The following is a 25445-nucleotide window of genomic DNA, read 5'->3' on the forward strand; positions in this document are numbered from 1 at the left end:
CAGCAGCTCGCTTCCCGGAGCCGCGCGCCGCACAGTGGAGTCATGAGCGCGGACGCACTCGACAAGGAGCTGGCAGGCCTCGCGGCATCGGCGCGGGCCGCGCTGCTGCGCGAGATCGAGGCGAGCGGGGCCTTCGCCGCCGATCCGCGCTGGGCGGAGGCCTTCGCGGCGGTCCCGCGCCACCTCTTCGTGCCGTACTACTACGTCGGCGGGTTCGGCGGCTATGAGCGGCGCTGGGGCGGGAGCCCCGACCCGCGTACCCGGGAGCAATGGGTGCGGGGGGCGTACGAGGACGTCCCGCTGGCCACCAGGCTGCGTGACGGCGTGCTGCTCTCCTCCAGCAGCCAGCCCTCGCTGATGGCGCTGATGCTGGCCGAGCTGCGGATCGAGGACGGCGACCGGGTCCTGGAGATCGGCGCGGGCACCGGGTACAACGCGGCGCTGCTGTCGTACCGGCTGGGCGACGGGAACGTCACCACCGTCGACCTGGATCCGGAGATCACCGAGTCCGCCCGTCGGCACCTCGACGACGCCGGGTACCGGCCGACCGTCGTCACCGGGGACGGCGCGCGCGGGGTGCCCGAACGCGCCCCCTTCGACCGGATCATCGCGACCTGCACGCTGGCGTCCGTCCCGCGCGTCTGGCTCGCCCAGTGCACCCCCGGAGCCCTGATCCTGGCGCCGCTGGCCACCGGGCTGATCGCGCTGACCGTCCGGGACGCCGGACACGCCGAGGGCCACTTCCTGCGGACCCCGGCCTACTTCGTGCCGTTGCGCGGGTCGGACCGGCCCGAGCCGGAGCCGGTGGCGCTGACCGGGGTGCCGCACCGGGCCAGGGAGAGCGACCTGTTCCGCTTCCTGCTGGCCCTGACCCGGGGCGCCCTCGACCCCCAGGAGGCGTCCGTCCTGTGGGAGCGCGAGGGGATGCCGGGGCGGGAGCGGTACGGCATCACGGTCGGCGCCGAGCACGCGTGGGCGTGGCTCGACGAACCGGAGGGGCCGTACGCGTGGCCCCTGCCGGGTTCGTCGGGCTCGTCGGGTACGTCCGGTCCGGGCCTCGTCGAGGCCTAGCCGCGGCGGATCGTGAGCGTCGTCCAGGCGCCGACGTGCACCTGGTCGCCGTCCTGGAGCGGCACCGGGACGAACGGCTGGATCGGTTCTTCCGAGCCGTTGACCGTGGTGCCGTTCGTCGAGTTCTGGTCGACGACCGCCCAGCTGCCGTCCGGCTGCTGGACCAGCACCGCGTGCTGGTGCGAGACGCCCGGGTCCTCCGGCGGCACCGACAGGTCCAGGTCTGGCGTCTCCCCGGTGGAGTGGCGGCGGCGGCCGATGGTGAACTGGTTGCCGGTGAGCGTGCGCTGCTGCTCGGGCGAGTACGCGGGCAGGTTGAGCCCCGCGGCCTCGGGGCCCGAGCGGTGCATCATCGCCATGAAGTACGCGCGGTCCGGGCCGATGGTCACCGACCAGGTGGCCGGCTGCTGCTGGTAGGCGGGGCCGGGCGGCGGTGCCTGGGTGGCGCCGGGCTGCGGGTAGCCGTAGCCGCCGCCCTGAGCCGGGCCGGGGCCGCCGGGCATGCCCTGGCCGGGGCCGGTGTGCGACGGCGGCGAGATCACCCAGTCGTCGTCGGCGCCGCCGAAGGGCTGCGGACGGCCCGTCTCCTGCGGGAAGCCGGACGGGGCCGTCGGGCCGGACGGCTGGAAGGCCTGCGGAGCCCCGGGGCCGCCCTGGTTCTGGTTCCTGGGGTCGTTCTGGACGCCGCCGAAGCCGCCCTGGCCCGGTATGCCGGGACCGGCCGTGGGCGTGGGCCCGGGCGGCGGCGGAACCGGTCGCGAGGGGTCGGCACCGAAGCCGGACTGGCCGCCGGGGCCGGGCGGACCCGGAGGACGGCCGCCGGGTCCGGACGGCTCGCGCCCGAAGGGATCGCCACCGGGACCGCCTGGGCCGCCGGGGCCGCCGGGGCCGCGCCCGAAGGGATCGCCGCCGGGACCGCCTGGGCCGCCGGGCTCGCGGCCGAATTGGCCGCCACCGGGACCGCCGGGCTCGCGGCCGAAGGGATCGGAGGCCTGGCCGGTCTGCTCACGTCGGTAGGGGTCGGAGGGCGGACCCGACGGCTCACGTCCGAAGGGGTCGCCGGGCGGGCCGGGAGGACGGCCGCCGGGGCCGGACGGTTCGCGCCCGAAGGGATCGCCGCCCTGGCCGGAGGGGTCCCGCCCGAAGGCGCCCGGCGGCGGACCACCGGCAGGACCGCCCTGTCCACCGTGCCTGCCCTGACCGCCCGGGCCCGACGGCTCGCCGCCGAACGGCGGGATCGGTTCGGCGGGACGGTTCATCTGGGACGGGCGGGAGCTCTGGTACTCGAAGGAGTCGCTGCCCCCGTAGGAGGGGGGCGGCGGCTGGAAGCGCCCACCGGGACCGCCCGGACCCCCAGGACCACCAGGACCCTGGCCACCCGGACCACCCGGACCACTCTGGCCCGGACCACCCTGGCCACCCGGACCCGGGGCACCCTGGCCCGGCACCGGTGAGCGTGGGGCGGCAGGGGTGTACGAGGTGGCCGTGTTGGTCAGGAAGTTCCAGCGGCACTCCTCGCAGAACGGCGCACCGCCCTCACGGGGTGTGCGGCACTGCGGGCAGAGCTCGGGCTCGTGGTCCGGCACGGAGGACAGGTGCCGTCCGCCGGGCTGGCCGCCCTGGCCGGGCGGGGGCGGCGGGAAGCCGTAGCCGCCGGCGGGCGGGGGCGGCGGGGGAGGGGGCGGAGGTACGGCACCGGCCATGCGGTGACCGCAGACCTCGCACCAGTCGTCGGAACCCGACTGGTGTCCGTTCGGGCAGGTCGGCATGTCGGCGCGTCCCCCTCTCTCGTTCGGTGTCCCTCAAGCGCGTTCAGGTCACTTCTTTACACGAACAGTCTTTGTGGACCGGGTCTCGAGCGTCATCTCGTCGGCGTCCGTGACCTTCGCCTTCAGTCGCACAGTACCTGTCGTGGCGTCGACGACGTCCACCACCTTCGCAAGCAGTTTCGCAGTATCACCGTTACCCGAGGCGCTCGCGAGCTGAACGGCCCGGCCCAGTTTCGCCGTTGCTCCATCCATATCGCCCGCTTTGCGAAGATCCAGCCCCTGTTGGATGACCTGTGCCAGTTCGGCCTGGCCCGTGTAGTGCGCGACCTGAGGGTTGATCGACGTGGACGCGGACATGTCGTCGGTCCACACGGCCCGTACGAGACCCTGCGCGCCGAGGTTCTGGACCGTGGTGTCCGGCTGGGGGATCACCAGGGAGACCCGGGCGGCGAGCATCTCCTGGCCGACGTTCGCGGCCGGGACCTCGACGCACACGTGGTAGTCGCGGGACTCGTCGCCCCAGGAACCGGTGGGGTAGTCGCCCGCGCGGGGGCCCGCCTCCGTACGGCGGTCGGTCAGCTCCTCGACCGTCGGCGCGACCTGCTTGACGAACTTGATGGCGGTGCCGACCGGGGTCCACAGCCGCAGCGCGACGTCCGCGACCTCCTTGCCCATCGCCGTCTCCATCATCTGCGTGAAGTCGGCGGCGAGAGCGGCCGGGTCGGCGACGATGTCGGCGGTGCCGAGCAGGGCGGAGGCGATCCCTGTGACTTCTTTCACTTCCCAGTCGGTGCCCACGCCGCGGGCGTCACAGGTGAAACGTCCGGCGCAGTCGTCGAGGGCGGTCTTGAGGTCCTGCGGCGACTCGTGCTCGTTGCGGCCGTCGGTGAGCAGGATGCCGTGCCGGATGGCGACGTCCGCCGTCGACAGCAGTCGGTCGGCCAGCCGCAGCCAGGTGCCGATCGCCGTGCCGCCGCCCGCGCTCAGCCGGCGCAGCGCCTGCTTGGCCTGCTCGCGGGTGGTCGCGTCGGCGACCGCGAGCCGGCCCCCGCCCGGGTAGACCTCCTTGGCGACGTGGGTGCCGCCGATCACCGAGAAGTGGACGCCGTCGCGCAGGGTGTCGATGGCGGCGGCGGTGGCGTCGCGGGCGTTGCGCATCTTGGTCGGCGGGTAGTCCATCGAGCCCGAACAGTCCACCATGATCGCCACGGCGGCGGACGGGCCCTGGCTCGGCGAGTACAGATGCGGCGCGGCTGCCGCGCTGCCCACCGTGCCGCCGCCGGTGGCGGTGACCGTGACGATCGCGTTGACCTCGCGGCCGCCCTCGGGCAGGTACTCGTTCTGATAGACGTCCACCGAGAACTGCGGCACGTTCGACTTCGAGAAAATGGCCATGCCTACTCAAATCCCCCTCGGAAACCCCACGTTCGCGGGGCGATGTCTGAATACGGACCGGTCCCCACCGGTCCGTACGCGTGCTTCCCCGTGCTTCCCGTGTTTCCCCGTGTTTTCCGGTGTTCTCCGGTGTTTCCCTGTTTGCGGCCTCAGGCCGATCCTGCCCCCTGCGCGGGGGCGGGGAACGGCACGACGGCCACTGTTACGTTGTCGTGGCCCCCGCCGTCCAAGGCGTGGCCGACCAGGACGCGTGCGCTGTGCAGAGGGCGCGCGGTGGCGTCCGGCGGGACGACCTCGGCCATGTCCTCGGCCGCCTCCGCGTAGTTCCACAGGCCGTCCGTGCACACCACCACCACACCAGGCCGGTCCGGCTTGAAGGAAGCGGTGTGCGGCTCCAGTTCGTAGGCGTCGGCGCCGAGCCAGCCGGTGATCGCGTGGGCGCGCTCGTCGGCATACGCCTCCGCCTCGCTCATCAGGCCCGCGGCGACCATCTGCGCGGCCCACGAGTCGTCCTCGGTGAGCCGGGCCGGGGGCGAACTGCGGTCCGCCGGGACCCAGTAGGCGCGGCTGTCGCCGACCCAGCCGACGACGAGCAGCGCGGGCGTGACGATCGACCCGACGAGGGTGCAGGCCGGGGCGTTCTGGTGCGGGACGTGTTCACGGGCCGTGGCCGGCTCGTCGGCCAGCGCGTTGACCGCGTACGAGGCGGCGACGATCGCCTCGTGCATGGCCTGCTGCGGATGCGTGCCCTGTGGCAGGGCGGCCAGCAGCGCCTCCCTCGCCGCCTTGGACGCGGCGAGGGAGGCGTCGTCGGGGCGGGTCGCGGAGGACACGCCGTCGCAGACGATCGCCACGAGCGCGGGCGAGCCGTCGGGCAGGGCGGCGCGGGCGAGGCCGAAGGCGTCCTCGTTGCGGTGGTGGCGCAGACCGCGGTCGCTGACGGCGGCCATGGGGCCCGACTCCAGCTCCATGTGGTCGCGTTCGCGCGGCTGGGCGTGCCCGCAGTTCTCGCAGTACCCGTCGTCGTCGACCCGGCCCGCCCGGCAGGCCACGCACACCTGGGCGGTCTCGGCCACCGCGGCGGCCTCGGCGGCCACCCGGGGGTCCGGCGCCTGGAGGGCGTACTCGTCGGGCTCCGAGGGCCGGTCGAACCGGACGCCGGAGACGCCGGCGCCTTCGGTGACACCGGATGCGCCGGGAACGGAGGACGCGCCGGGAACGGAGGACGCGGCCGGACGCGGCGGGACCGGGGAGCCGGGAGCCGGCACACCGGAACCCCGCGGCGGCACCGGTCCTCCGGAACCCGAATGCGGGACCGGTCCTCCGGAACCCGAAGGCGGCGGCACGCCGGGGCCCGGTGACGGCAGCGCGCCGTCCGGAGGCAGCGCCGCAGTGGCGACACCACGCGCACCGGCACTGCTCGCACCGGCACTTCGCGCAGCGGCACTGCTCGCACCGGGTCCGTTCGCGGCGATGCCGCTCAGGCCGGCTCCCGGCGCGGCCGTACCGCTCACCGTCGGCCCCGCCGCCGCTTCCGCGGGAGCCGGCAGGGTCGAGCCGTTCATCGTGAGGGTCGGGTGGTCGTCCGGGCGCGCCGGTACGGCGGACAGGTCGTATCCGCACGCACCGCAGAAACGGTCACCCGCGTCGAGCGGCTCCGCGCAGCTCGGACACGTCGGCAGAGCGGCCTGCCGGGGCATCTGGGACATCAACTACACCCACGTCCGGGGGCGGTAACGATTGGCACGTTCCACCAGGTCGATCCTTTCCTCGCCGCCGGTCGCCAGCCGGGCCAGCGTGCGGTACGAGCGCTCCAGGCCGAAGCGCAGCCCCCGCTCGTCCAGTTCGCTGCCGAGCAGCACCCGGGCGGCCGAGCCCGCGCCCTGGCCACCGGAGAGTATCCAGTCGAGGGCACAGCCGAGGACCTCGGCGGACAACTGCTCGCGCCGCGTCGGATCCAGACCGTACGCGTCCAGCGCCTCGACCTGGGCCGCGGCGGCGGTGAGGTCCTCCAGGAAGGGTACGTCGGAGGCGAGGGCGGTCCGGTCCCGGAGCCGGGCCCGCACGGCGGCCACCCGGGCCGCCGTGTAGTGGATGGAGGACTCCGGCACCGACTCCAGCGTCCGTACGGCGCTGCGGCGGTCCCCGGCCGCGAGCTGCACGCGGGCCAGGCCGAACGCGGCGCTCACGAAGCTCGGGTCGGTCGACCACACCAGGCGGTAGTACTCGGCGGCGTTGTCCAGCTGCCCCAGCACCTCCGCGCACAGACCGAGCGCCAGCTTGGGCGAGGGTTCGCCGGGGAAGGCGTCGTAGATGGCGTCGAAGGCGAGCGCCGCGCCCTCGTGGTCGCCGGTGACCAGCGAGGTCACGCCCCGGTACCAGACCACCCGCCAGTCGTCGGGCCGTTCACCCTCCAGTTTCTGGAGGGACATGAGGGCGGCCTGGTGGTCGCCGTTCTCCAGCCAGGCGCGGATCTGGCGCAGCCGGGTCTCGACCGACGGCGCGGGCGCGGCCGCGAGAGCCGTGATCAGCTCGGCCGGCGCGGACGCCAGCAGACCGGCGAGGAAACCCGCGTTGGGGTCGGTGGCGTCGACGTGCGGCGCGGGCAGCGCGAGCGCGGCGGCGGGAGCGGGCACGGTCTTCACGAGGCCGGGGGTGACAGCCCGCACGGCGACGGTGCTCCCGGCGCCGTGCGACGCGACACCGCCGACACCCGGCGGCACGGAGCCACCGGCGAGGGCGGGAGCGGCGCCGACGAGGGCGGGAGCGGCGCCGGGCAGGGCCGGAGCGGAGCCCGAACCGCCGAACGCACGCGACGACTTGACGGCGACCCGCGTCCCCAGCCGTGACACCTCGCCGGTCTGCTTCGGGAACAGTTCCGTGTCCGTGACCTTGACCTCCGGCCCGAACAGGGTCGACAGCGCGGGCCGGGCCCGGCCGCTCTGGAGCGAGACGACCTCACGCAGCACGCCCGTCAGCTGCTCCGCCATCTCCTGCGCGGAGGCGAACCTGCGGGCCGGATCGGGGTCGGTCGCGCGGACCAGCAGCCGGTAGAACGACTCGTACTGGCGGAAGACCTCGATGTTGTCGGGGTCGGGCAGCGAGTCGGCGAAGACGGTCGTGTAGCCCTGGAAGTCGAAGGTCAGGACGGCGAGCGTGCGGCCCACCGTGTACAGGTCGGACGCGACCGACGGGCCGACCTCCGCGACCTCCGGGCCCTGGTAGCCGACCGTGCCGTAGATGGCCGACTCGTCGTCGTCCATTCGCCGGACCGCGCCCATGTCGATCAGCTTGAGCTGGTCCTCGGTCTGGATCGCGTTGTCGACCTTGAAGTCGCAGTACAGCAGGTTGCGGCTGTGCAGATGGCCGAGCGCCTCGAGCGCCTCGATGCCGAACGCGCACGCCTGCTCCACGGGCAGTGGGTCCCGCTTGCCCTGCGCGGTGCGCCGGTCGTTGGCGATCTCCTTGAGGGACTTGCCGCCGACGTACTCCATGACGATGTAGCCGTCGAGCGAGCCGGTGCGCTGGTCGAGGTGTTCGACGAAGTTGTAGATCCGCACGATGTTGGCGTGCTCGATCTCGGCGAGGAAGCGCCGCTCGGAGATCGCCGCGGCCATCGCGTCCTGGTCACCGGTGTCCAGGAGGCCCTTGAGCACCACCCACCGGTCGGAGACCGCGCGGTCGACCGCCAGGTAGACCCAGCCGAGCCCGCCGTGCGCCAGAGCGCCCACGACCTCGTACTGGCCGTGCACGACGTCGCCGGCCTTCAGCTTCGGCACGAAGGAGTACGGGTGGCCGCACTTGGTGCAGAAGCCCTCCGTGCGTCCCTCCCGCTCGCCGCGTGAACGGCCCACCGGGGCACCGCAGTCGGAGCGCGAGCAGAACCGCTTGCGCTCCGGCACCTCCGGGTTTTCCTGCACCATCACGCGCGGGTCGGGCCTCGGCACCTGCGGCACCGTGACCAGGCCGACGCCGAGCCTGGCCCGCCCGGAGGACCCGGCGGTCGAGCCGGAGCTGCGCACCGACACCGAACGGCCCGTCGACTTGCCCGACACCGACCGCGACAGCCGCCCGGACACCGAGCGGCGCGACTTCGACGACTGCGACGACGTACGCGTACTGCGGGCGCTGCGCCCGCTGGCACGTGAACCGGCGCTGCCCGCCGAGCCCTTGCCGCCCCCGGTCACCCCGGTCGGCGGTGAGCCGAGCAGGCCTTCCCCGGAACCCCCGGACGAGACGACCGGGGCCAGACCGCAGGTGTCGCAGTACAGCTCGCCGCCGCCCACATCCTCGTACGCCCCCTCGCAGCCCGGCCGCTGACACGCCTGCCCTGCCTGACTCATGGCTACTGCTCCCCCCTACGGTCCTCAAAGCCGCCCTGCTCCGGCACGCGGGGCGCCGTGAGCAGTTCGGCGGCCGCCTGCTGGTAGCGCAGGACGGCCTGTTCGGCGACGCGCAGATCACAGGGCGCGCTCCACAGCATGCGCCGCGCCGCGTCGTAGCGCTCGATGAGGAACGGGTCCTCGGCGAGCCCGTGCCGGGCGACCTTCGCCTTGTACGCGTCGAGACGGCCGCGCAGCTCCGCGCGGACCGCCAGCGGCTGGGTGACCGCGGACAACGACTCGCGGGCACGCAGCAGTTCGTCCTCCGCCTTCTGCTCCAGGGACTCCAGGAGCGGCGACAGACGGTGCCACTGCGCGCGTCGGCGGTACTCGGCGGCCGTCGCGAGCTGCTCCTGGAGCGCGGTCGGCGGTCCGCTGACCACCGGTACCTCCGTCGCGGCGATCTTCGCGAGCACCTCGCCGCGCGCGGTGCGCGCCTCGGCGAGCGTCCGGTCGGCCCGGCTGAGGACGTCCCGCAGCTTCACCAGCCGCTGCTCGGCGTCCTGGCGGACCGTCAGTACGGCGTCGATCTCCCGGCGCACGTCCTCCAGGGCGCGCGCCTCACGGTCGTACACCGTGGTGTCCGGACGGCCGCCGCCCGGCGCCGAACTGCCCTGCGCGGGCACCCAGAAGGCGAGCGGGTCCGACACCACCTGCTCACGCAGGGAGGTCAGGGTGTGGGTGATGTGCTCCAGGTCGTCGCCCGCCGGGTGCTCGCCCGGTCGGACGCCGACGGAGTGCGCGAGCCGGCGAGTGCGCTGGAGCTCCGCGGCCAGTAAATCTATCCGGGCGGGCAGCGCCGACCACACCGCGTCGGCGGTCACCACCATGTCGAGCGAGGACGCGTAGAGCTCGTTCATCCGGTCGACGAGGGTGGTGAGGGAGAAGCTGTGGCTGAGCCTGCCGGCGCCGTGCAGCGTGGGCGCGTTGGCGGTGGCGGCCGTACCGGCGGCCGAGCCCGCCACCGTGACCGACTCCCCGCGCAGCATTTCCGTCAGCTCCGCCAGGTCCTCGCGGCTGGACCAGCGGCGGCGCGAGCGGATGTCGCGGGCGCCGCGCAGCGCGTCCGTGTACGCGTCGAAGTACGTCCACAGCAGCGTGATCGACGCCTCCGCGGTCGCCCAGCGTTCCTTGGTGACACCGGTGAGTTCGGCGCCTTCGAGCAGTCTGCGGCCCGCGTGGTCCTGGAGGGCGAGGAGCGAGGTCTCGATCGCCTCGTGCTCCGCGCCGAGCCGCGCCAGCGCACGGTCGACCTCGTCCCGGTCCATCACCGGCCCGGGGGGTCCCGTGACGCCCATCGATCACCTCTCGCTGCTGTCGGTCTCTCGGCTCTGTCCGCCGTCTGCCCTGCCGCCCTGCCCGCCGGTCCGTCAGCTCGTGCTCAGGTACTGCGGCGCGGGCGGCTTCGACTTGGTCGCGTCCGTGCCCAGTGTCGCCGACAGCCACTTGTCGTACGACGCCTGCCAGCCGGTCGCGCGGTACTCCACCAGGATCTGGTTGACCCGGCGTACCAGATCCGTGGCCTTCTTATCCATGGCCACGCCGTAGTACTCGGTCGTGAAGGGGGCGCCCTTGAGTTCGACCGTGGGGTCCTGGGCGGCCTGGCTGGCCGCGAGCGCGCCGTCGGTGACCACCGCGTCGACCTCGCCGAGCTGCAACCGCACCAGGCAGTCGAGCTGGTTGGGCACGGGGGCGGCGATCACGACGCTGGAGGCGATCTTGCCGGACTTCTTGTCGTCGACCAGCTTGGTGTTGGCCGTCGAACCGGTCGCCGTGCAGACCTTCTTCTTCGCCAGGGTGTCGTCGTAGCCCTTGATCGTGGAGGACTTGGGCGCGAGGACCTGCTGTCCCGTCTTGAAGTAGGGCGCGGAGAACGCGACGTCGTCGAGGCGGGTGCAGGAGATCGTCATGGTGCGTACGACCATGTCGACCCGGCCCTCCTGGATGGCCGGGATGCGCTGGTTGGTCGGGATGGCCTTGAACTGGACCGCGTTCGGGTCGCCGAGGATGTCCTGGGCGATCCGGTGGACCAGGTCGATGTCGAAGCCCTCCAGCTCCGCGCCCGTGTTGTTGGGGTCGCGGTAGCCCCAGCGGTAGCTGTTCTGGTCGACGCCGACGATCAGCTTGCGCTTCTCGCCCTGCCGGGCCTTGATCTCAGCGATCGTCGTGCCGTCCGCGCTCGACGGCGCCGGCGTCCGTTTCTCCGGGTCCGTGCAGTCGGCGTCGGCCGCCTGGGTGCCCGCGGCGACGCCCTGGCCGGCCTGGCCGGTGCTTCCGTCGCCGGGCGACCGGGTCGTCCACGGCAGCAGCAGGACGAAGGCCAGCGCGAGGGCGCACAGGGCCGCCATCGCGCCCACTCCGCCCCAGCCCCTGAGGCCGGCTCGCACCCGTCGCACACGCATCGTCACGCCCCCTTCCACCGGTGCGCCTCCTTCCGCCGGTTCGCCGCCGCCCACCGACAGGCTCCTGCCCACCGGCAGAGGCCTGTTCACCGATCCGCGCCCGTTCACCGGCCCACGCCTGTTCACCGGTACTCCGACAGCCTGCGGCCGATGCCGACGACCGCGCCCGCGGCGCCCAGCACGGCGAGCACGGCGGCGCCGATCGGCAGGCCGGTCATCGCGTCCAGACCGTCCCCGGCCGCCTGCCGGAACTCGGTCTGCTCGTGCGCCAGCGCGTTCGCGAGGTTCTCGTCGACGCCGTCGAAGCAGGCGCCGGTCGCGTCCTTGCCGCCGATCACCAGGGCCAGGGCCTGCTCGTAGTTGCCGTTGTCGTCCTGCTCGCGGGCCGCCGTGTGGCGCTTCTTCCACTCGGCCATGTTGCTCTCGGCCGAGGCGACCGGCTTCTCGCCCGCCTGGTCGTCGGCGAGCTTCGCCGCGAGGGTGAGGCCCTTGCCGAGGGTGGTGATCTCGGTGCTGAAGTCGTGGTCGTACTTGTCCAGCGTCACCTCCTCGCCGTCGGCCGTCACCTTCACCGTCTCGGCGCCGCGCGCCACCAGGGTGAGGTTCTCGTTGCCGCGCGCCTTGAGCGAGGCGATCCGGGCGTCGTGCAGGACGTTCAGCGAGCGGACGCCGTGGTCGTAGGAGTCGTTGAGGCCCGCGCGGGCCACGCTGTGGCCGACGACCAGCCAGAGCAGGACGACCGTGGTGGTCGCCGTGGCCGCGACCAGGCCGTGGTTGAGGACGCGGTTCGTACGGCGGTAGTTGCGGTGCTGCGCCCAGGAGAGACCGGCCAGCGCGAGGACGCCCAGCGCGATCGCCGCCCACGGGTAGGGGGTGGCATCGGCGTAGTCGTCCTCGAGGCGCTGGTTCTCCTTCGTGTAGAGATCCTGGGCCGCCGGGAGCATCTCCCCCTGCATCTTCTGGTTCGCGTAGCGCAGATAGGCGCCGCCGACCGGGAAACCCTGCCGGTTGTACGTCCGCGCGCGCTCCACCAGGCCCTTGTACTCGGGCAGCAGAGTGTTCAGCTTGGTGATGAACGCCGTGGAGGGCGAATCGGGGTCGGCGTTGTTGGCCGCCGTGACGAGCTTGGAGGCGGCCTCGTCGATGTCCTTCTCATAACGCTGCCGGGACTCCGCCGTCTCCTGGCCCCCCGCCAGGAAGCCGCTGGAGGCCGCCGTGTTGGCGTCGGCCAGCGCACGGTAGATGTCGGCCGCGGCCGTGCTGAGCGGCTGGCTCTTGTGCAGCACGTCGTCGGCGGCGGCCGCGCGGTCGGTCGTCTGCCAGGCCGTCACGGCCCCGAAGGCGAGGACGAGCAGGGCGAGGAAGGCGCCGATGATGCGGAGCCGGCCCGGCTCCGTGGTCGCCGCCGCGCGCGCCTTGTCGACGCCCTCGGCGAACGCCGTACGGCGCGTCGACGACGGCGCCGAGACCGGCGCGACCGGCGAAGCCGGCGCAAGTGGCGCTACGGTGCTGCTTGGTGCCTGGTTGGCCACGTTTTTGACCTCCCCCATGGTCATCTACCGCCGCCAGTATCGCTGGCGGGACCGGTCATGCGCACCGGCCTTCACTGGATCTTGATCAGATCGCAGTCACCCCTGTCCATGAAAACGCGTCGGGTGGGTGTTCGGTTCCGTCGTGGGGGCCCGTGTTGTGTTCGGGGACACCTGCGGTCACTCACCCCGCGTCGAAGTGCCTCCGCAGCCTTCGCTGCACGTCGGCGCCGGCCCCCAGCCGGTCCAGGCCCAGCAGCGCGGCCCCCAGCACCGGGCGCTCCCGTACGACGCTCGCCACCGCCTTCGGCGCCCGCGCGGCCAGGAGCTCCCTTACCCCGTCGTCCAGCCGCGCGTGGCCGGCCGTGAGAACGCCTCCCCCCAGAAGTACCGGTGTCTCCTCCTCCAGAAGGTCCAGACGGGTCAGGGCCGCCGTCGCCATCGACACCACCTCCTGCGCCAGCCGGTCGACGATCGTGCGCGCCACCGCGTCCCCGTCCCGCGCCGTCCCGAAGAGGACCGGGGTCAGTTCGTGGCGGCGGGACGGCGGGATGTGCTCCAGGTGGAGGGCCTCGATCAGGGCGTACATGGACGGCAGACCGAAGTGGGACGGGAGCGCGTCGGTGAGGGCCGTCGGTCCGCCCCTGCCGTCCTCCGCCCTCGCCGCGTGCCATATCGCCTCCTCGGCCAGGCCCCAGCCGCCGCCCCAGTCGCCGGAGAGGCGGCCGAGGGCCGGGAAGCGGGCGGTGCGGCCGTCGGGGCGCATCCCGACGCAGTTGATGCCGGCGCCGCAGACGACGGCCACCCCCCGGGGTTCGGCGACGCCCGCCCGCAGGATGGCGAACGTGTCGTTGCGGACGTCCACGGAGGCGCCCCACGCGCGTGCGTGCAGGGCCGCCGCCAGCTGCTCCTCCTCCACCGGCAGGTCCGCGTTGGCCAGACAGGCCGAGACATGGACCGCCGAGTCGACGCCGGCCGCCGTGTACGCGCGCGTGACGGTGTCGGCGAGGGCGTCCACCGCCGCCGTCACGCCCACCGCGGGCGGGCGGAAGCCGTCGCCGCGAGCGGTGGCGAGGACCTCCCCGTCGGCCGCCACGACCGCGACGTCCGTCTTGCTGTTGCCCGCGTCGATGGCGAGCACGCTTGCCGTCAGGCCCACGCGAGATGCTCCCGGTTGTGTGCGATCAGCTGGTCGGTCAGCTGCTCGGCGTACTCGTACTGGCCGACCAGGGGGTGGGACAGCAGGGCCTTGAAGACCCGGTCGCGGCCACCGTGCAGGGCCGCCCGCAGGGCCAGGTCCTCGTACGCCGTCACGTTCGCCATCAGGCCGCTGTAGAGCGGGTCGAGGGGCGGCACGGGGAGCGGGGACGGGCCCTTGGGGCCCACCGCCGCCTGCACCTCGATCACCGCGTCGTCGGGGAGGAAGGGCAGCGTGCCGTGGTTGAGGGTGTTCACCACCTGGTACGGGCTGCCGGAGCCGGTCAGCAGTGCCGCGGCCAGGTCCACCGCCGCCTCCGAGTAGTAGGCGCCGCCGCGCTTCGCCAGCAGCTCCGGCTTCTCGTCCAGGGCCGGGTCGGCGTAAAGCGACAGCAACTGGCGTTCCATCGCTGCCACTTCCGCCGCCCTCGACGGCTTCGTGCGCAGCTCCCGTACGACCTCGTCGTGCGCGTAGTAGTAGCGCAGGTAGTAGGAGGGGATCGTGCCCAGCCGGTCCAGGAGTACGCGGGGCAGGCGCAGGTCGGCGGCGATCGTGTCGGCGTGGGCGGCCAGGAGGCCCGGCAGGACGTCCTCGCCCTCGGGACCGCCCAGCCGCACCCCGGTCTCCCAGGTGAGGTGGTTGAGGCCCACGTGGTCCAGGTGGATGTCGGCGGGGGTGACGTCGAGCAGGGCGGCGAACTTCCGCTGGAGGCCGATCGCCACGTTGCACAGGCCGACCGCCTTGTGGCCGGCCTGGAGGAGGGCGCGGGTGACGATGCCGACCGGGTTGGTGAAGTCGATGATCCAGGCGTGCGGGTTGGTCCGGCGGACCCGTTCGGCGATGTCCAGGACCACAGGGACGGTTCGCAGCGCCTTCGCGAGGCCGCCCGCCCCCGTCGTCTCCTGCCCGACGCAGCCGCACTCCAGCGGCCACGTCTCGTCCTGCCGGCGCGCCGCCTGGCCGCCGACGCGCAGTTGCAGCAGCACGGCGTCGGCGCCCTCGACGGCCGCGTCCAGATCGGACGTCGTCACGATGCGGCCCGGGTGCTCCTGCCGCGCGAAGATCCGGCGGGCGAGGCCGCCGACGAGTTCCAGGCGGTCGGCCGCCGGGTCGACGAGGACCAGCTCCTCCACGGGGAGGGTGTCGCGCAGGCGGGCGAAGCCGTCGATGAGTTCGGGTGTGTAGGTCGAGCCGCCGCCGACCACGGTGAGTTTCACCGGTGTGCGCCTCGCTTCCGGGTGGCGGGGGCGGTGTTCGCCGGCCGGGGGGCCGGGGGTCGTCCCCCGGGAGTCTGTGGCTTCATGGCTTGTTAACCCTTTACTCCGGTGAGGGTGACACCTTCGACGAACGCCTTCTGGGCGAAGAAGAACACGAGGATCACGGGGGCCATGACCAGCACGGTGGCCGCCATGGTGAGGTTCCAGTCGGTGTGGTGCGCGCCCTTGAAGGACTCCAGGGCGTAGGAGAGGGTCCACGCGTTCGGATTTTCGGAGGCGTAGATCTGCGGACCGAAGTAGTCGTTCCAGGCGGCGAAGAACTGGAAGAGGGCGACGGCGGCGATGCCGGGCTTCGCCATCGGCAGCACGACCTTCAGCAGGGTGCGCAGCTCGCCGCAGCCGTCCACCCGCGCCGCGTCCAGGTACTCGTTCGGGATGGTCAGCAGGAACTGGCGCAGCAGGAAGATCGAGAACGCGTCGCCGAACGCCAGCGGGATGATCATCGGCCACAGGGTGCCCGACAGGTCCAGCTGCTTCGCCCAGAACAGGTACATCGGGATGACGACCACCTGCGGGGGCAGCATCATCATCGAGATCACCAGCATGAGCGTCAGATTCCGGCCCCGGAAGCGGAACTTGGCCAGCGCGTACGCCACGGGCACGGACGAGACGACGGTGAGGACCGTGCCCAGTCCGGCGTAGACCAGCGTGTTCCGCCACCAGGTGAGGAAGCCCGGGGTGTCGAAGACCTTCCTGTAGTTGGCCCACTCCCAGGTGTGCGGGATCAGGTCCCGGCTGAGCGCCTGGGAGTCGCTCATCAGGGAGGTCAGGAACACGAACACGAAGGGGAGGGTGAAGAAGAGGGCCGCGGCCACGCCGAGGGAGTGGACCGCGATCCATTCCAGCAGCGCCCTGCGGCGGGCGGTGCGCTCGGCGGGCGTGGCGGGTGTCCGCAACTCCGCCGGGCGGTCCAGTACTTGGGTCATAGGGGTCAGTCACCTGCCTGGATGAGACCGCCCCGGCGTCGCATCAACAGCGCGGTGAACGCCATCGACAGGGCGAACAGCACCAGGGCCACGACACAGGCCGAGCCGTAGTCGAAACGCTGGAAGCCGAGGTTGTAGACGAGTTGGGGAAGGGTGAGCGTGGAGTGCTCCGGATAGCCGGGCTCGAACATGGTGCCCGCGCCCTGGATCACACCGGAGGCGACCTTTCCGGCGACCAGGGGCTGTGTGTAGCACTGCATCGCCGCGATCACGCCGGTGACGACCGCGAACATGATGATCGGCGAGATGTTGGGGAGGGTGACGAACCGGAACCGCTGCCATGCCGAGGCGCCGTCCAGTTCCGCGGCCTCGTACTGCTCCTTCGGTACGTCGAGCAGCGCGGCCATGAAGATGACCATCAGGTCGCCGACCCCCCACAGGAACATCAGGGTGAGGGCCGGCTTGGACCAGCTCGGGTCGTTGAACCAGCCCGGGGCCGGGATGCCGATCTTCTCCAGGATCGAGTTGACCGGGCCCGTACCGGGGTTGAGGAGGAAGGCGAAGGCCATGGTGGCGGCCACCGGCGGGGCCAGGTAGGGCAGGTAGAAGAGGGTGCGGAAGACCCCCGTACCGGTCTTGATCTTCGTGATGAGCATGCCGATGCCGAGTCCGAACAGGACGCGCATGGTCACCATGATCACGACGAGCCAGAGCGTGTTGCGCAGGGCCGGCCAGAAGAAGGGGTAGTGCTCGAAGACGTAGGTCCAGTTCTTCGTGCCGCTCCACGTCGGCGGCTTGAAGCCGTCGTAGTGCATGAACGAGAAGTAGACCGTCGAGATCATCGGGTACGCGAAGAAGACCGCGAAACCGATCAGCCAGGGCGAGAGGAAGGCGAGGGTGCGCAGCGCCGAGCGCCGGTGCTTCGCCCTCAACGTGTGGGTGGTCATCGTTACTTCGCCTGCGCGATGTCCGTGTCGATCTGCGCGGCCGCCTTGTTCAGGCCGGCCTTCAGGTCGGTGACCTTGCCGCTCTCGTAGTCGTAGCCGAGCTGCTGCACGGTGGTGAGGTAGACGCCGCCGTTGATCGACGCCGGGGAGGTGGTCGAGTTCGGGTTCGCGGCGATGTCCAGGAACGTCTTGAAACGCGCGTCGTACTTGAGGTCCGGGGACTTCAGGGCGGCCAGCGTGGACGGCACGTTGTGGATGGCGTTGGAGAAGGCGACGACCGCGTCCGTGTCGGTGGTCATGTACTTCACCAGCTCCCAGGCCGCGTTCTGCTTCTTGCTGGTGGCGGCGATACCGGCGATGGTGCCGGTGATGTAGCCCTTGCCGTACTGGGCCGCCTGGTCGTCCGGGACGGGCAGCGGGGCGACGCCGATCTCGAAGTCCGGCTTGGCCTCCAGGGCCATGCCGAGACGCCACTCGCCGTCGAGCTGCATGGCGACCTGACCGGTCTGGAAGGGGTGCTTGGGGCCCCACTCGTCGCCGAGGGTGGAGCGGAACGTCTCCAGCTTCTTGAAGCCGCCGAGGTCGTCGACGAGCTTCTTCTGGACGGTGAAGGCGGAGGCGACGGCCGGGTCCGTGGCGATGGTCGACTTGCCGGCCGTGTCGAAGTACGTCGGGGAGAACTGGCCGAGGTAGTGCTCGGTGGTCGTCTCCCAGCCGTGGTAGTTCGGCATGAAGCCGAGCTGCTTGAACGTGTTCCCCTGGGTGATCGTCAGCTTCTTGGCGTCGGCCTCGAACTCGGACCAGGTCTTGGGGGGAGTGGTGATGCCCGCCTTCTCGAACGCCGTCTTGTTGTAGTAGAGGCCGTAGGCGTCGCCCAGCAGCGGGACGGCGCAGCGGTCGCCGTCGAACTGGGTGTACTCGTTCATGGCCTTGGGGAAGGTCGTGGACGGGTCGATGTCCGCCTTCTCGAAGTACGGGTTGAGGTCGACGAGCGCGCCCGACGAGCAGAACTTGCCGACGTTGTTGGTGGTGAACGACGAGATCACGTCCGGCGCCTTGGTGCCGCCCGCGCGCAGCGCCTGGTTGATCTTGTCGTCGGTCATGTTGCCGACGACGTTCACATGGATGTTGGGGTGTGCCTTCTCGAAGCCCGCGATCAGTGACTTCACGGCCGCCACCTCGTTCGGCGCGCTCCAGGCGTGCCAGAAGGTGAGGGTCGTCTCCTTGGACGCGTCGTCTTCGGAGCCGGTCGCGGACTGGCCGGTACAGGCGGTGGTGCTGAGCAGGAGGGCCGTGGAGGCGGTGAGGGCAAAAGCCGCCTTTCGGACGACTACGGGTATGCGTGTGGGCATGGCGGAGCCTTCCAGGGACAGGGCAGGGTGAGTGGAATGCGGTGAGGCGAGGTGCGGCGGAGCAGGGTGGAGCAGTGGAGCGGGGGGAAGCAGGGGGGTGAGGGACGTGAGGAGAGGGGTGAGGTGCGGGTTGGCGGGAGTGGGTGGTGGTGCGGCTAGCGCGAGGTGTCGAAGACCTCGTCGCGGGCGGCCGCCAGCGCGCTCTCCAGCGCGCCGCGCAGCACGGGCCGCTCGGTGACGTCGCTCATGACCAACTTCGGCCGGGACGCGGCCAGTTCCTCCAGCTCGTCCTGGACGAGGGCGCGCAGCACCTCGCCGCCGGCCGTCAGGGAGGCGCCGCTGAGGACGACGAGCTCGGGGTCGAGTACGGAGACGAGCGAGGCGAGACCGGTCGCGAGCCGGGTCGCGTACGTCTGGAGCAGCTGCCGGTGCAGAGGGGTGTCCTCGGCGGCGGCCCGCTCGACGAGCGCGGCGGCGACCTCGGCGTACGGCCCGGACGGGATGTCGGTGACGCCGAGCTCCCGGGCCAGCCGGGGGACGGCCTGGGAGCCCGCGAGCTCCTGGAAGCCGCCGCTGTTGGCCTTCGTCACCTGCCGCACCAGGGGTGCGCCCGGAACCGGCAGGAAACCGACCTCCCCGGCGCCGCCGGTCCAGCCGCGGTGCAGTCGGCCGCCGAGGACGAGGGCGGCGCCGAGACCGCCTTCGTTCCACAGCAGGACGAAGTCCTCGTGCCCGCGTGCCGCGCCCAGGCGCTGCTCGGCGACGGCGGCGAGGTTGACGTCGTTCTCGTACTCGACCGGCATCGGCAGGGCCGCGGCGAGATCGTCGAGCAGCGCGGGGGAGTGCCAGCCGGGCAGGTGGGAGGCGTAGCGCAGACGACCGGTGGTGGGGTCGAAGGCGCCGGGGGTGGCGACGACGAGCCGTCGCACGTCGTCCCGGGTGAGGCCCGCGGCCTTCACCGCGCCGTCGAGGGCGTCGGTGACCTGCCGTACGACGGCGTCGGCGGTCTTGCGGCCGGGTGTGGGCACCTCGAACCCGCCCACGGTCCGGCCGGCGGCGTCGGCGACGGCCGCCAGGACGCGTTCGGGGGTGACGTCGAGCCCCGCGGCGTACGCGGCGGCCGGGTTGACCTCGTACAGCTGGGCGTTGGGGCCGGGGCGTCCCTCGGTGGTGCCGGTCGCGAGCACCAGTCCCGCCGCCTCCAGCCGGGCCAGCAGCTGTGAGGCGGTGGGCTTCGACAGGCCGGTGAGCTTGCCGATGCGGGTGCGGGACAGGGGGCCGTGCGCCAGCAGGAGGTCGAGGGCGGCGCGGTCGTTCATGGCGCGCAGGACGCGCGGGGTGCCCGGCGTACCGGCGGTTCCTGCCATGGGTCGACACCTGCCTTTCTGAACTGCCCAGCTTCTCAAGTCCGCCGGACGCAAGTCCACATCCGGCTACTGTTAGGAAAGTTTCCTATCGGCTGGCAGGAACGTAGACCCGTCACGAAGGGGACGTCAAGGAGTGAAATGGGAAACGCCCCCGAGGCAACAGAGTCGTTACCGGGGGCGTGGCGTTCGTCGGGGCCCGGAAAAGCCGGAAGGCCGTACCCGGGGCTTTCCGAGTACGGCCTTCCGGGTACGGCCTTCCGGCGTACGCGCTACTTCGCCGGCGTGGCCGGGGCCGCCGTCCGGGGCTGCGCGATCGGCGCCGCCGCCGCGACCTGCGGCGAGTCCGCGTTGGAGAACGCCGACGGGGCCGCGACCCCAGCCGTCGGATCGGCCGGGTCCTCCGTGACGGTGGCGGTCGCGCCGCCCACGATGCGGATGTCGGCCGCGTCGAAGGCGCGCTTGACGCGCCAGCGCAGCTCCCGCTCGACGACCAGGGCCTTGCCGGGCATCGTCTTCGCGGAGACGCGGACGACCATCGAGTCGAGCAGCACGCTGTCCAGGCCGAGCACCTCGATCGGGCTCCACAGGAGCTCGTTCCAGGGCTCCTCCTTGCTCATCTTCTCGGCGACCTCGTCCAGGGTGGCCTTGACCAGGTCGAGGTCCTCGGACGCCTTGACGGTCACGTCGACGCCGGCCGTCGCCCAGCCCTGCGAGAGGTTGCCGATCCGCTTGACCTCGCCGTTGCGGACGTACCAGATCTCACCGTTGGCGCCGCGCAGCTTCGTCACGCGCAGCCCCACCTCGATGACCTCACCGGTGGCCACGCCCGCGTCGATCTGGTCGCCGACGCCGTACTGGTCCTCCAGGATCATGAACACACCGGAGAGGAAGTCCGTGACCAGGTTGCGCGCGCCGAAACCGATCGCCACACCCGCGACACCGGCGGAGGCCAGCAGCGGGGCCAGATTGATCTCGAAGGTGCCCAGCACCATCAGGGCGGCCGTGCCGAGGATCACGAAACTCGCCACCGAACGCAGCACCGAGCCGATCGCCTGCGAGCGCTGACGCCGCCGCTCGTTGTTGACCAGCAGCCCGCCCAGCGCCGTGCCGTCGACCGAGGAGACGGTGCGGTTCATCCGGTCGATCAGCTTGGTGACCGACCGCTGCACCACCACTCTCAGCACCACCGCGATCACCAGGATCAGCAGGACGCGCAGACCGATCGCCAGCCAGGTCGACCAGTTCTGCTCGACCCAGCTGGCCGCGTTCGTCGCGCTCTCCTGGGCGTCCTGGAGGGACGGGACGGTCACCGCGGTCGGCGACTCCGAGGGAGTCGGCGACGGCGACGCGTCGGCGGCCAGTAGGACGGCGGGCAAGGACACGGCAGGTACCTCCAGGTGCTGCACTGCCCCATTCGGTGCGGCGGTCAAGGACGACACGCGCTGCAAGGTCACGGAAAGGTCACCGGACGGGCAGAACCACCACACTAACGGGGCATTGTGTGTGGTCCGGCCGGTTCCGTGAAGGAGAGACGGTCCTCACCTGGGCTTGAACAGGCCATGATCCTGGGGAGACGACAGGGTGTGGTCGAAAACACTCCCAGCCCGTTACCGGGACATGGTGGCGCGTCCACCAGGCAAGAGGGGACACTGACCACAGATCGTCCCGGCGCGAGCCACGCGCCGCCGACGCCCAAGGAGGCATCCGTGCCGCATGTCCTGGTCCTCAACGCGTCGTACGAGCCGCTCGGCGTCGTACCGCTCCGCCGCGCGCTCGTCCTCGTCCTGGAGAACAAGGCGATCTCCCTCGAGGAATCCGGCGCCTTCCTGCACAGCGCGACCGTCACAGTCCCCGCACCCAGCGTGGTCCGGCTCAAGCGATTCGTCCGGGTTCCCTATCGGGGGCCCGTTCCTCTGACCCGTCGGGCGCTCTTCGCCCGGGACGGGGGCCGGTGCATGTACTGCGGTGGCGTCGCAACCAGCGTCGACCACGTCGTCCCGCGCAGTCGCGGAGGCAAACACGTGTGGGACAACGTCGTGGCGTCCTGCCGTCGCTGCAACCACACCAAGGCCGATCGGCACCTCGTCGAGATCGGCTGGCGGCTGCGCCACAAACCCGCTCCCCCGTCCGGACTCGCCTGGCGCATCATCGGCACCGGGCATAGGGACCCGCGCTGGCTGCCGTACTTGCAGCCGTACGGCGCGGACGACGCTCTGGCCCGGATCGACGGCATCTCCGCCTGACGACCCGGGTCTTCGTATTGCGTCGCCCGCGTTGTCGCACCGCGTCACCACGGCCCGGATCAGGAGCCGGCTGTGACCGGCTCCGGGGGTCTCCTGTGCCCCCGGGGCCGAATCGTCGTGCCGGTCCGAACGGCGCGGGTCGCAGCGGCGTGCGGGTCTGAACGGCGCGCAGGCCTGAGTGGGGTCTGAGTGGCGCTGGTCTGAGGGGCGCTGGTCTGGTCTGCGGGGTTCGGGCGGCGGCAGGATGGGGCCGTGCCCACCACGTCGGACAAGATCGAGCTGACCGAACACGAACTGCGTGAGATCGCGGGCTACGCGGCCGACTGCGCGCGCAGAGCGCTGCCGATCTTCGAACAGAGCCTTCCCACGGACCCGCGCCCGCGCGACGCCGTCGCAGCGGCGGACGCATTCGCCAGGGGCGGCCGGCGCACGGGCGCCCTGCGGCAGAGCGCGTGGGCGGCGTACCGGGCGGCGCAGGAGGCCGCCTCACCTGCCTCACCCACCTCATCTGCCTCACCCACCGCACCTGCCGCGGTCGACGCTGCACGAGCGGCGAGTCACGCGGCCGCCGCCGCGTATCTGCATCCCCTGGCGAACGCTCATCAGGTGAAGCACATCCTCGGTGCGGCGGCCCACGCGGCGCGAGCGGAAGAGCTGGCAGCGGGGGAAGCCCGGCCGGTCACCGCGGGGAGCGCTGCCATCGGGGGGAGCGCTGCCGCCGGGGGGAGCCCAGTCGGGGTGGGGACCCTGGAGTGGGCATGCCATCACGCGCCGGCGGCGGTGGCCGCGGTGCTCGGCCGGCTGCCGGCCGCACCTCCCGGAGGCGGGCGGGTGGGAGAACTCCTACGCGCTCTCGACGCCGCTCTGCGCGCCTGAGGGCGGCCGGAGGGCGACTCGAGAGCTGCCTGAGGACGGGTGGAGACCGGGCGGAGGGCGGGCGGAGGGCGGTCGGAGAGCGGGCGGAGGGTGGTCTAGAGCATGGGGCCCGGCCGGGAACCGCGCCCCGCGCCTCGCACGGCGGTCTCGTTCGTCGTGTGCCGTGACTGCCGTGACTGCCGTGACTGCCGTGACTGCCGTGTGTGCCGTGTGTGCCGGGGCTGCCGTGGTGTGCCCGTCGTGCATCGGCGTTTCGGTGTGTCGGTTCGCCGTGTCGGCGCGGGCCGTGGGAGGGGACGGCGGCGTGTAATGACGTGAGGACGTCTGTCCCCGCGTCCGCTGGGTAGGGCTGGGGTATCCGATGCCGTACTGATGAGGAGGCCACGGTGATCGCACCGGCCCGCTCCAAACGCCTGGCGGAACACTCCGCCGCCACCCCCGTCGAGCTCGAAGACCCCCGCTTCTCCGACTTCAGCGCCGAGGGCACCTACGCCGAACCCCCGCTGACCAGCGAACCCCCGCTGCCCGACGCCGAGCCCCTGACCAGCGAGCCGCCGCTCGCCGTCGCGGACTCCGACTCCACGAGGCCCTAGATGACCGTGCCCCCCGGAGAGGAGCTCGCCCGGCTCGCCGTGCTGCATGGCGTCGCCACCTCCTACCAGCCCTCCCCGGACCGCACGGTCACGGCCTCGGCCGGTGCCGTCACCCGCGCCCTGGCCGCCCTCGGCGTCGACGCGGGCACCCCGAAGGCCGTGCGTGCCGCGCTCGCCGCCCGGGAACGGGAACTGCGCGAGCGGCTGCTGCCGCCGACCGTGGTGTGCTGGCGCGGGAGCCCCTGCGAAGCGCTCGCCGCACTGCCCGAGGGCACCGGCCTACGGGTGGAGACCGAGCAGGGCGAGTCCCGCGACTCCGTCGAGGAACTCCCGCTCGGGGTGCATCAGCTGACGGTCACCGCGCCCGACGGGCGGACCGGCCGCGCCCATCTCGTCGTCGCCCCGCCCCGCCTGCCCACGCCCACGGGACGCTCGTACGGACTCCTCGTCCAGCTGTACTCGCTCCTCTCCCGGCGCTCCTGGGGCATGGGCGACCTCGGTGACCTCGGCGAGCTGACCGCCTGGGCGGGACGCGCACTCGGCGCCGGGTTCGTGCAGGTCAACCCCTTGCACGCGGCCGTGCCCGGCACCCCGACCGACCCCTCCCCGTACCGTCCCTCCTCGCGCCGCTTCCCCGACCCGGTGCATCTGCGGGTCGAGGACGTCCCCGAGTTCGCATACGTCCGGGACGACGGGGATCCGCGTTCCGCGTTGCTCGAACGCGCCGCACGACTGCGCGAAGCCGTCCTGGAAAAGGGCGAGTTGATCGACCGGGACGCCGTGTGGGAGCTGAAGCGGGAGGCGCTGGAGCTGGTCGCCCGGGTACCGCTCGGGCCCGGCCGCAGCGCCGCCTACTGCGACTTCCTCGCCGAACAGGGCCAGGCCCTGGAGGACCACGCCACCTGGTGCGCGCTCGCCGAGGTGCACGGGTCGCAGTGGCGGCGGTGGCCGACCGGGCTCCAGGACCCGCGTTCCGCCGAGACCACCCGCGCCCGCCGCGAGCTGATGGACCGCGTCGACTTCCACTCCCGCCTCGCCTGGCTCACCGACGCCCAGCTCACCGCCGCCCAGCGCGCCGCGCGCGAGGCGGGCATGCCCGTCGGGATCGTGCACGACCTGGCGGTCGGCGTGCACCCCGAGGGCGCGGACGCGTGGGCGCAGCAGGAGTACTTCGCCGCCGGTATGTCGGTGGGCGCCCCGCCGGACGCCTTCAACGCGCGTGGCCAGGACTGGGGCCTGCCGCCCTGGCGCCCGGACCGGCTGGCCGCCTCCGGCTACGCCCCCTACCGGCGGCTCCTCAAGGCCCTCTTCCGGTACGCCGGCGCCTTGCGCATCGACCACGTCATGGGCCTGTTCCGCCTCTGGTGGGTCCCGCAGGGCGAGCCGCCGACCGAGGGTGCGTACGTCCGCTACGACGCCGAGGCCATGCTCGCCGTCCTGGTGCTGGAGGCCTCCCGGGCCGGTTCGGTGGTGATCGGCGAGGACTTGGGCACCGTCGAGCCGGGCGTGCGGGAGACGCTGCGCGAACGGGGGGTGCTCGGTACGTCCGTGCTGTGGTTCGAACGGGACTGGGACGGCGACGGGAGCCCCCTGCCCCCCGACCGCTGGCGCGACGACTGCCTGGCCACCGCCACGACGCACGACCTGCCGTCCACCGCCGCCCGGCTCACCGGCGAGCACGTCGAACTCCGTGACCGGCTGGGCCTGTTGGCCCGGTCCGTGGAGGAGGAGCGCGCCGAAGCGGCCAACGACACGGCGGAGTGGCTGGGCCTGCTCACCCGTCTGGGACTGCTGGCCGGCATCGGCGGCGGCAGCGACCTCTCCTCGGAGGAGGCCGAGGTCCAGGCCGTCCACCGTTTCCTGCTGCGCACCCCCGCCCGCATGATCGGCGTCTGGCTCCCGGACGGCGTCGGCGACCGCCGCCCGCAGAACCTCCCCGGCACCTGGGACCAGTATCCGAACTGGCGGCTGCCGATCGCGGACGCGACGGGCCGCCCGGTGACCCTGGAGGAGTTGGCGGCCTCGCCGAGGCTGCGGGCGCTGATCGAGGTACTGCGGGAGGAGCCCGGCCCGCCCGGAGGCAGCTCCTCTGCGGGTGCCTGAACGGGAGTACGAGAG

The 25445-nt window shown here is 72.3% G+C and carries 19 protein-coding genes; 5 read left to right on the top strand and 14 right to left on the bottom strand.

What is annotated here, in order from left to right:
• Positions 1-42: 42 nt before the first annotated feature.
• Positions 43-1071, top strand: coding sequence for a methyltransferase domain-containing protein (locus tag ACIRPU_RS01405; RefSeq protein ID WP_403860103.1), 1029 nt, complete (start codon positions 43-45; stop codon positions 1069-1071).
• On the opposite strand, the gene ACIRPU_RS01410 is transcribed toward ACIRPU_RS01405, so the two are convergent.
• The 14 genes from ACIRPU_RS01410 to ACIRPU_RS01475 form a co-directional block, all read right to left on the bottom strand.
• A complete protein-coding gene (locus ACIRPU_RS01410; RefSeq protein WP_403860106.1) occupies positions 1068-2840 on the bottom strand; it encodes an FHA domain-containing protein in 1773 nt (590 codons plus the stop codon). The genes ACIRPU_RS01405 and ACIRPU_RS01410 overlap by 4 nt on opposite strands.
• 48 nt (positions 2841-2888) lie before the next feature.
• Positions 2889-4235 (bottom strand): VWA domain-containing protein, encoded by a 1347-nt coding sequence (locus tag ACIRPU_RS01415; RefSeq protein WP_403860109.1) that lies wholly within the window; start codon positions 4233-4235, stop codon positions 2889-2891.
• Between the two features lie 149 nt (positions 4236-4384).
• Positions 4385-5944 carry a PP2C family serine/threonine-protein phosphatase gene (locus ACIRPU_RS01420; protein ID WP_403860112.1) on the bottom strand — a complete coding sequence of 520 codons (1560 nt, stop codon included), beginning with the start codon at positions 5942-5944 and terminating at the stop codon, positions 4385-4387.
• A gap of 3 nt (positions 5945-5947) precedes the next feature.
• Entirely contained in the window at positions 5948-8578 is a 2631-nt protein-coding gene (locus tag ACIRPU_RS01425; RefSeq protein ID WP_403860116.1) for a tetratricopeptide repeat protein, read from the bottom strand.
• A gap of 2 nt (positions 8579-8580) precedes the next feature.
• Entirely contained in the window at positions 8581-9915 is a 1335-nt protein-coding gene (locus ACIRPU_RS01430) for a hypothetical protein (RefSeq protein WP_403860119.1), read from the bottom strand.
• A 72-nt stretch (positions 9916-9987) separates the two neighbouring features.
• On the bottom strand, positions 9988-11019 hold the full coding sequence (locus tag ACIRPU_RS01435; RefSeq protein ID WP_403860122.1) for a glutamate ABC transporter substrate-binding protein: 1032 nt from the start codon (positions 11017-11019) through the stop codon (positions 9988-9990).
• 122 nt (positions 11020-11141) lie between these two features.
• The gene (locus ACIRPU_RS01440) at positions 11142-12569 is read right to left on the bottom strand and encodes a hypothetical protein (protein WP_403860125.1); all 1428 of its coding nucleotides are present in this window, start codon (positions 12567-12569) and stop codon (positions 11142-11144) included.
• Between the two features lie 163 nt (positions 12570-12732).
• The gene (locus ACIRPU_RS01445; protein WP_403860129.1) at positions 12733-13707 is read right to left on the bottom strand and encodes an N-acetylglucosamine kinase; all 975 of its coding nucleotides are present in this window, start codon (positions 13705-13707) and stop codon (positions 12733-12735) included.
• A complete protein-coding gene (locus tag ACIRPU_RS01450; RefSeq protein WP_403860132.1) occupies positions 13698-14963 on the bottom strand; it encodes a 6-phospho-beta-glucosidase in 1266 nt (421 codons plus the stop codon). Before ACIRPU_RS01450 ends, ACIRPU_RS01445 begins: the two co-directional genes overlap by 10 nt.
• 92 nt (positions 14964-15055) lie before the next feature.
• Entirely contained in the window at positions 15056-15949 is an 894-nt protein-coding gene (locus tag ACIRPU_RS01455; RefSeq protein ID WP_355701392.1) for a carbohydrate ABC transporter permease, read from the bottom strand.
• 5 nt (positions 15950-15954) lie between these two features.
• Complete coding sequence (locus ACIRPU_RS01460) at positions 15955-16896, bottom strand: sugar ABC transporter permease (RefSeq protein ID WP_355701391.1); 942 nt, start codon at positions 16894-16896, stop codon at positions 15955-15957.
• A 2-nt stretch (positions 16897-16898) separates the two neighbouring features.
• The gene (locus ACIRPU_RS01465; RefSeq protein WP_403860136.1) at positions 16899-18248 is read right to left on the bottom strand and encodes an ABC transporter substrate-binding protein; all 1350 of its coding nucleotides are present in this window, start codon (positions 18246-18248) and stop codon (positions 16899-16901) included.
• Between the two features lie 155 nt (positions 18249-18403).
• Positions 18404-19615, bottom strand: coding sequence for an ROK family transcriptional regulator (locus tag ACIRPU_RS01470; RefSeq protein WP_403860138.1), 1212 nt, complete (start codon positions 19613-19615; stop codon positions 18404-18406).
• A 269-nt stretch (positions 19616-19884) separates the two neighbouring features.
• Complete coding sequence (locus tag ACIRPU_RS01475; protein ID WP_403860141.1) at positions 19885-20997, bottom strand: mechanosensitive ion channel family protein; 1113 nt, start codon at positions 20995-20997, stop codon at positions 19885-19887.
• 324 nt (positions 20998-21321) lie between these two features.
• On the opposite strand from ACIRPU_RS01475, the gene ACIRPU_RS01480 reads away from it, so the two are divergent.
• The 4 genes from ACIRPU_RS01480 (at position 21322) to malQ (ending at position 25430) form a co-directional block, all read left to right on the top strand.
• Complete coding sequence (locus ACIRPU_RS01480; RefSeq protein ID WP_062650383.1) at positions 21322-21858, top strand: HNH endonuclease; 537 nt, start codon at positions 21322-21324, stop codon at positions 21856-21858.
• Between the two features lie 252 nt (positions 21859-22110).
• Positions 22111-22734, top strand: a complete 624-nt coding sequence (locus tag ACIRPU_RS01485; protein WP_403860144.1) for a putative immunity protein — start codon at positions 22111-22113, stop codon at positions 22732-22734.
• Positions 22735-23120: 386 nt separating this feature from the next.
• Positions 23121-23327 carry a hypothetical protein gene (locus ACIRPU_RS01490; protein WP_403860147.1) on the top strand — a complete coding sequence of 69 codons (207 nt, stop codon included), beginning with the start codon at positions 23121-23123 and terminating at the stop codon, positions 23325-23327.
• Positions 23328-25430 carry a 4-alpha-glucanotransferase gene (gene malQ / locus ACIRPU_RS01495; protein WP_403860150.1) on the top strand — a complete coding sequence of 701 codons (2103 nt, stop codon included), beginning with the start codon at positions 23328-23330 and terminating at the stop codon, positions 25428-25430.
• Positions 25431-25445 lie beyond the last annotated feature (15 nt).

It is taken from the genome of Streptomyces sp. NPDC102259 (genome assembly GCF_044766465.1).
Classification (GTDB): Bacteria; Actinomycetota; Actinomycetes; order Streptomycetales; family Streptomycetaceae; genus Streptomyces.

Bases quoted from the DNA above. Each gene is read 5' to 3' on its own strand.
- ACIRPU_RS01460 (WP_355701391.1), bottom strand. From the start codon at position 16,896: ATGACCACCCACACGTTGAGGGCGAAGCACCGGCGCTCGGCGCTGCGC.
- ACIRPU_RS01455 (WP_355701392.1), bottom strand. From the start codon at position 15,949: ATGACCCAAGTACTGGACCGCCCGGCGGAGTTGCGGACACCCGCCACG.
- ACIRPU_RS01405 (WP_403860103.1), top strand. From the start codon at position 43: ATGAGCGCGGACGCACTCGACAAGGAGCTGGCAGGCCTCGCGGCATCG.
- ACIRPU_RS01435 (WP_403860122.1), bottom strand. From the start codon at position 11,019: ATGCGTGTGCGACGGGTGCGAGCCGGCCTCAGGGGCTGGGGCGGAGTG.
- ACIRPU_RS01425 (WP_403860116.1), bottom strand. From the start codon at position 8,578: ATGAGTCAGGCAGGGCAGGCGTGTCAGCGGCCGGGCTGCGAGGGGGCG.
- ACIRPU_RS01470 (WP_403860138.1), bottom strand. From the start codon at position 19,615: ATGGCAGGAACCGCCGGTACGCCGGGCACCCCGCGCGTCCTGCGCGCC.
- ACIRPU_RS01440 (WP_403860125.1), bottom strand. From the start codon at position 12,569: ATGGGGGAGGTCAAAAACGTGGCCAACCAGGCACCAAGCAGCACCGTA.
- malQ (WP_403860150.1), top strand. From the start codon at position 23,328: ATGACCGTGCCCCCCGGAGAGGAGCTCGCCCGGCTCGCCGTGCTGCAT.
- ACIRPU_RS01420 (WP_403860112.1), bottom strand. From the start codon at position 5,944: ATGTCCCAGATGCCCCGGCAGGCCGCTCTGCCGACGTGTCCGAGCTGC.
- ACIRPU_RS01410 (WP_403860106.1), bottom strand. From the start codon at position 2,840: ATGCCGACCTGCCCGAACGGACACCAGTCGGGTTCCGACGACTGGTGC.
- ACIRPU_RS01415 (WP_403860109.1), bottom strand. From the start codon at position 4,235: ATGGCCATTTTCTCGAAGTCGAACGTGCCGCAGTTCTCGGTGGACGTC.
- ACIRPU_RS01465 (WP_403860136.1), bottom strand. From the start codon at position 18,248: ATGCCCACACGCATACCCGTAGTCGTCCGAAAGGCGGCTTTTGCCCTC.
- ACIRPU_RS01430 (WP_403860119.1), bottom strand. From the start codon at position 9,915: ATGGGCGTCACGGGACCCCCCGGGCCGGTGATGGACCGGGACGAGGTC.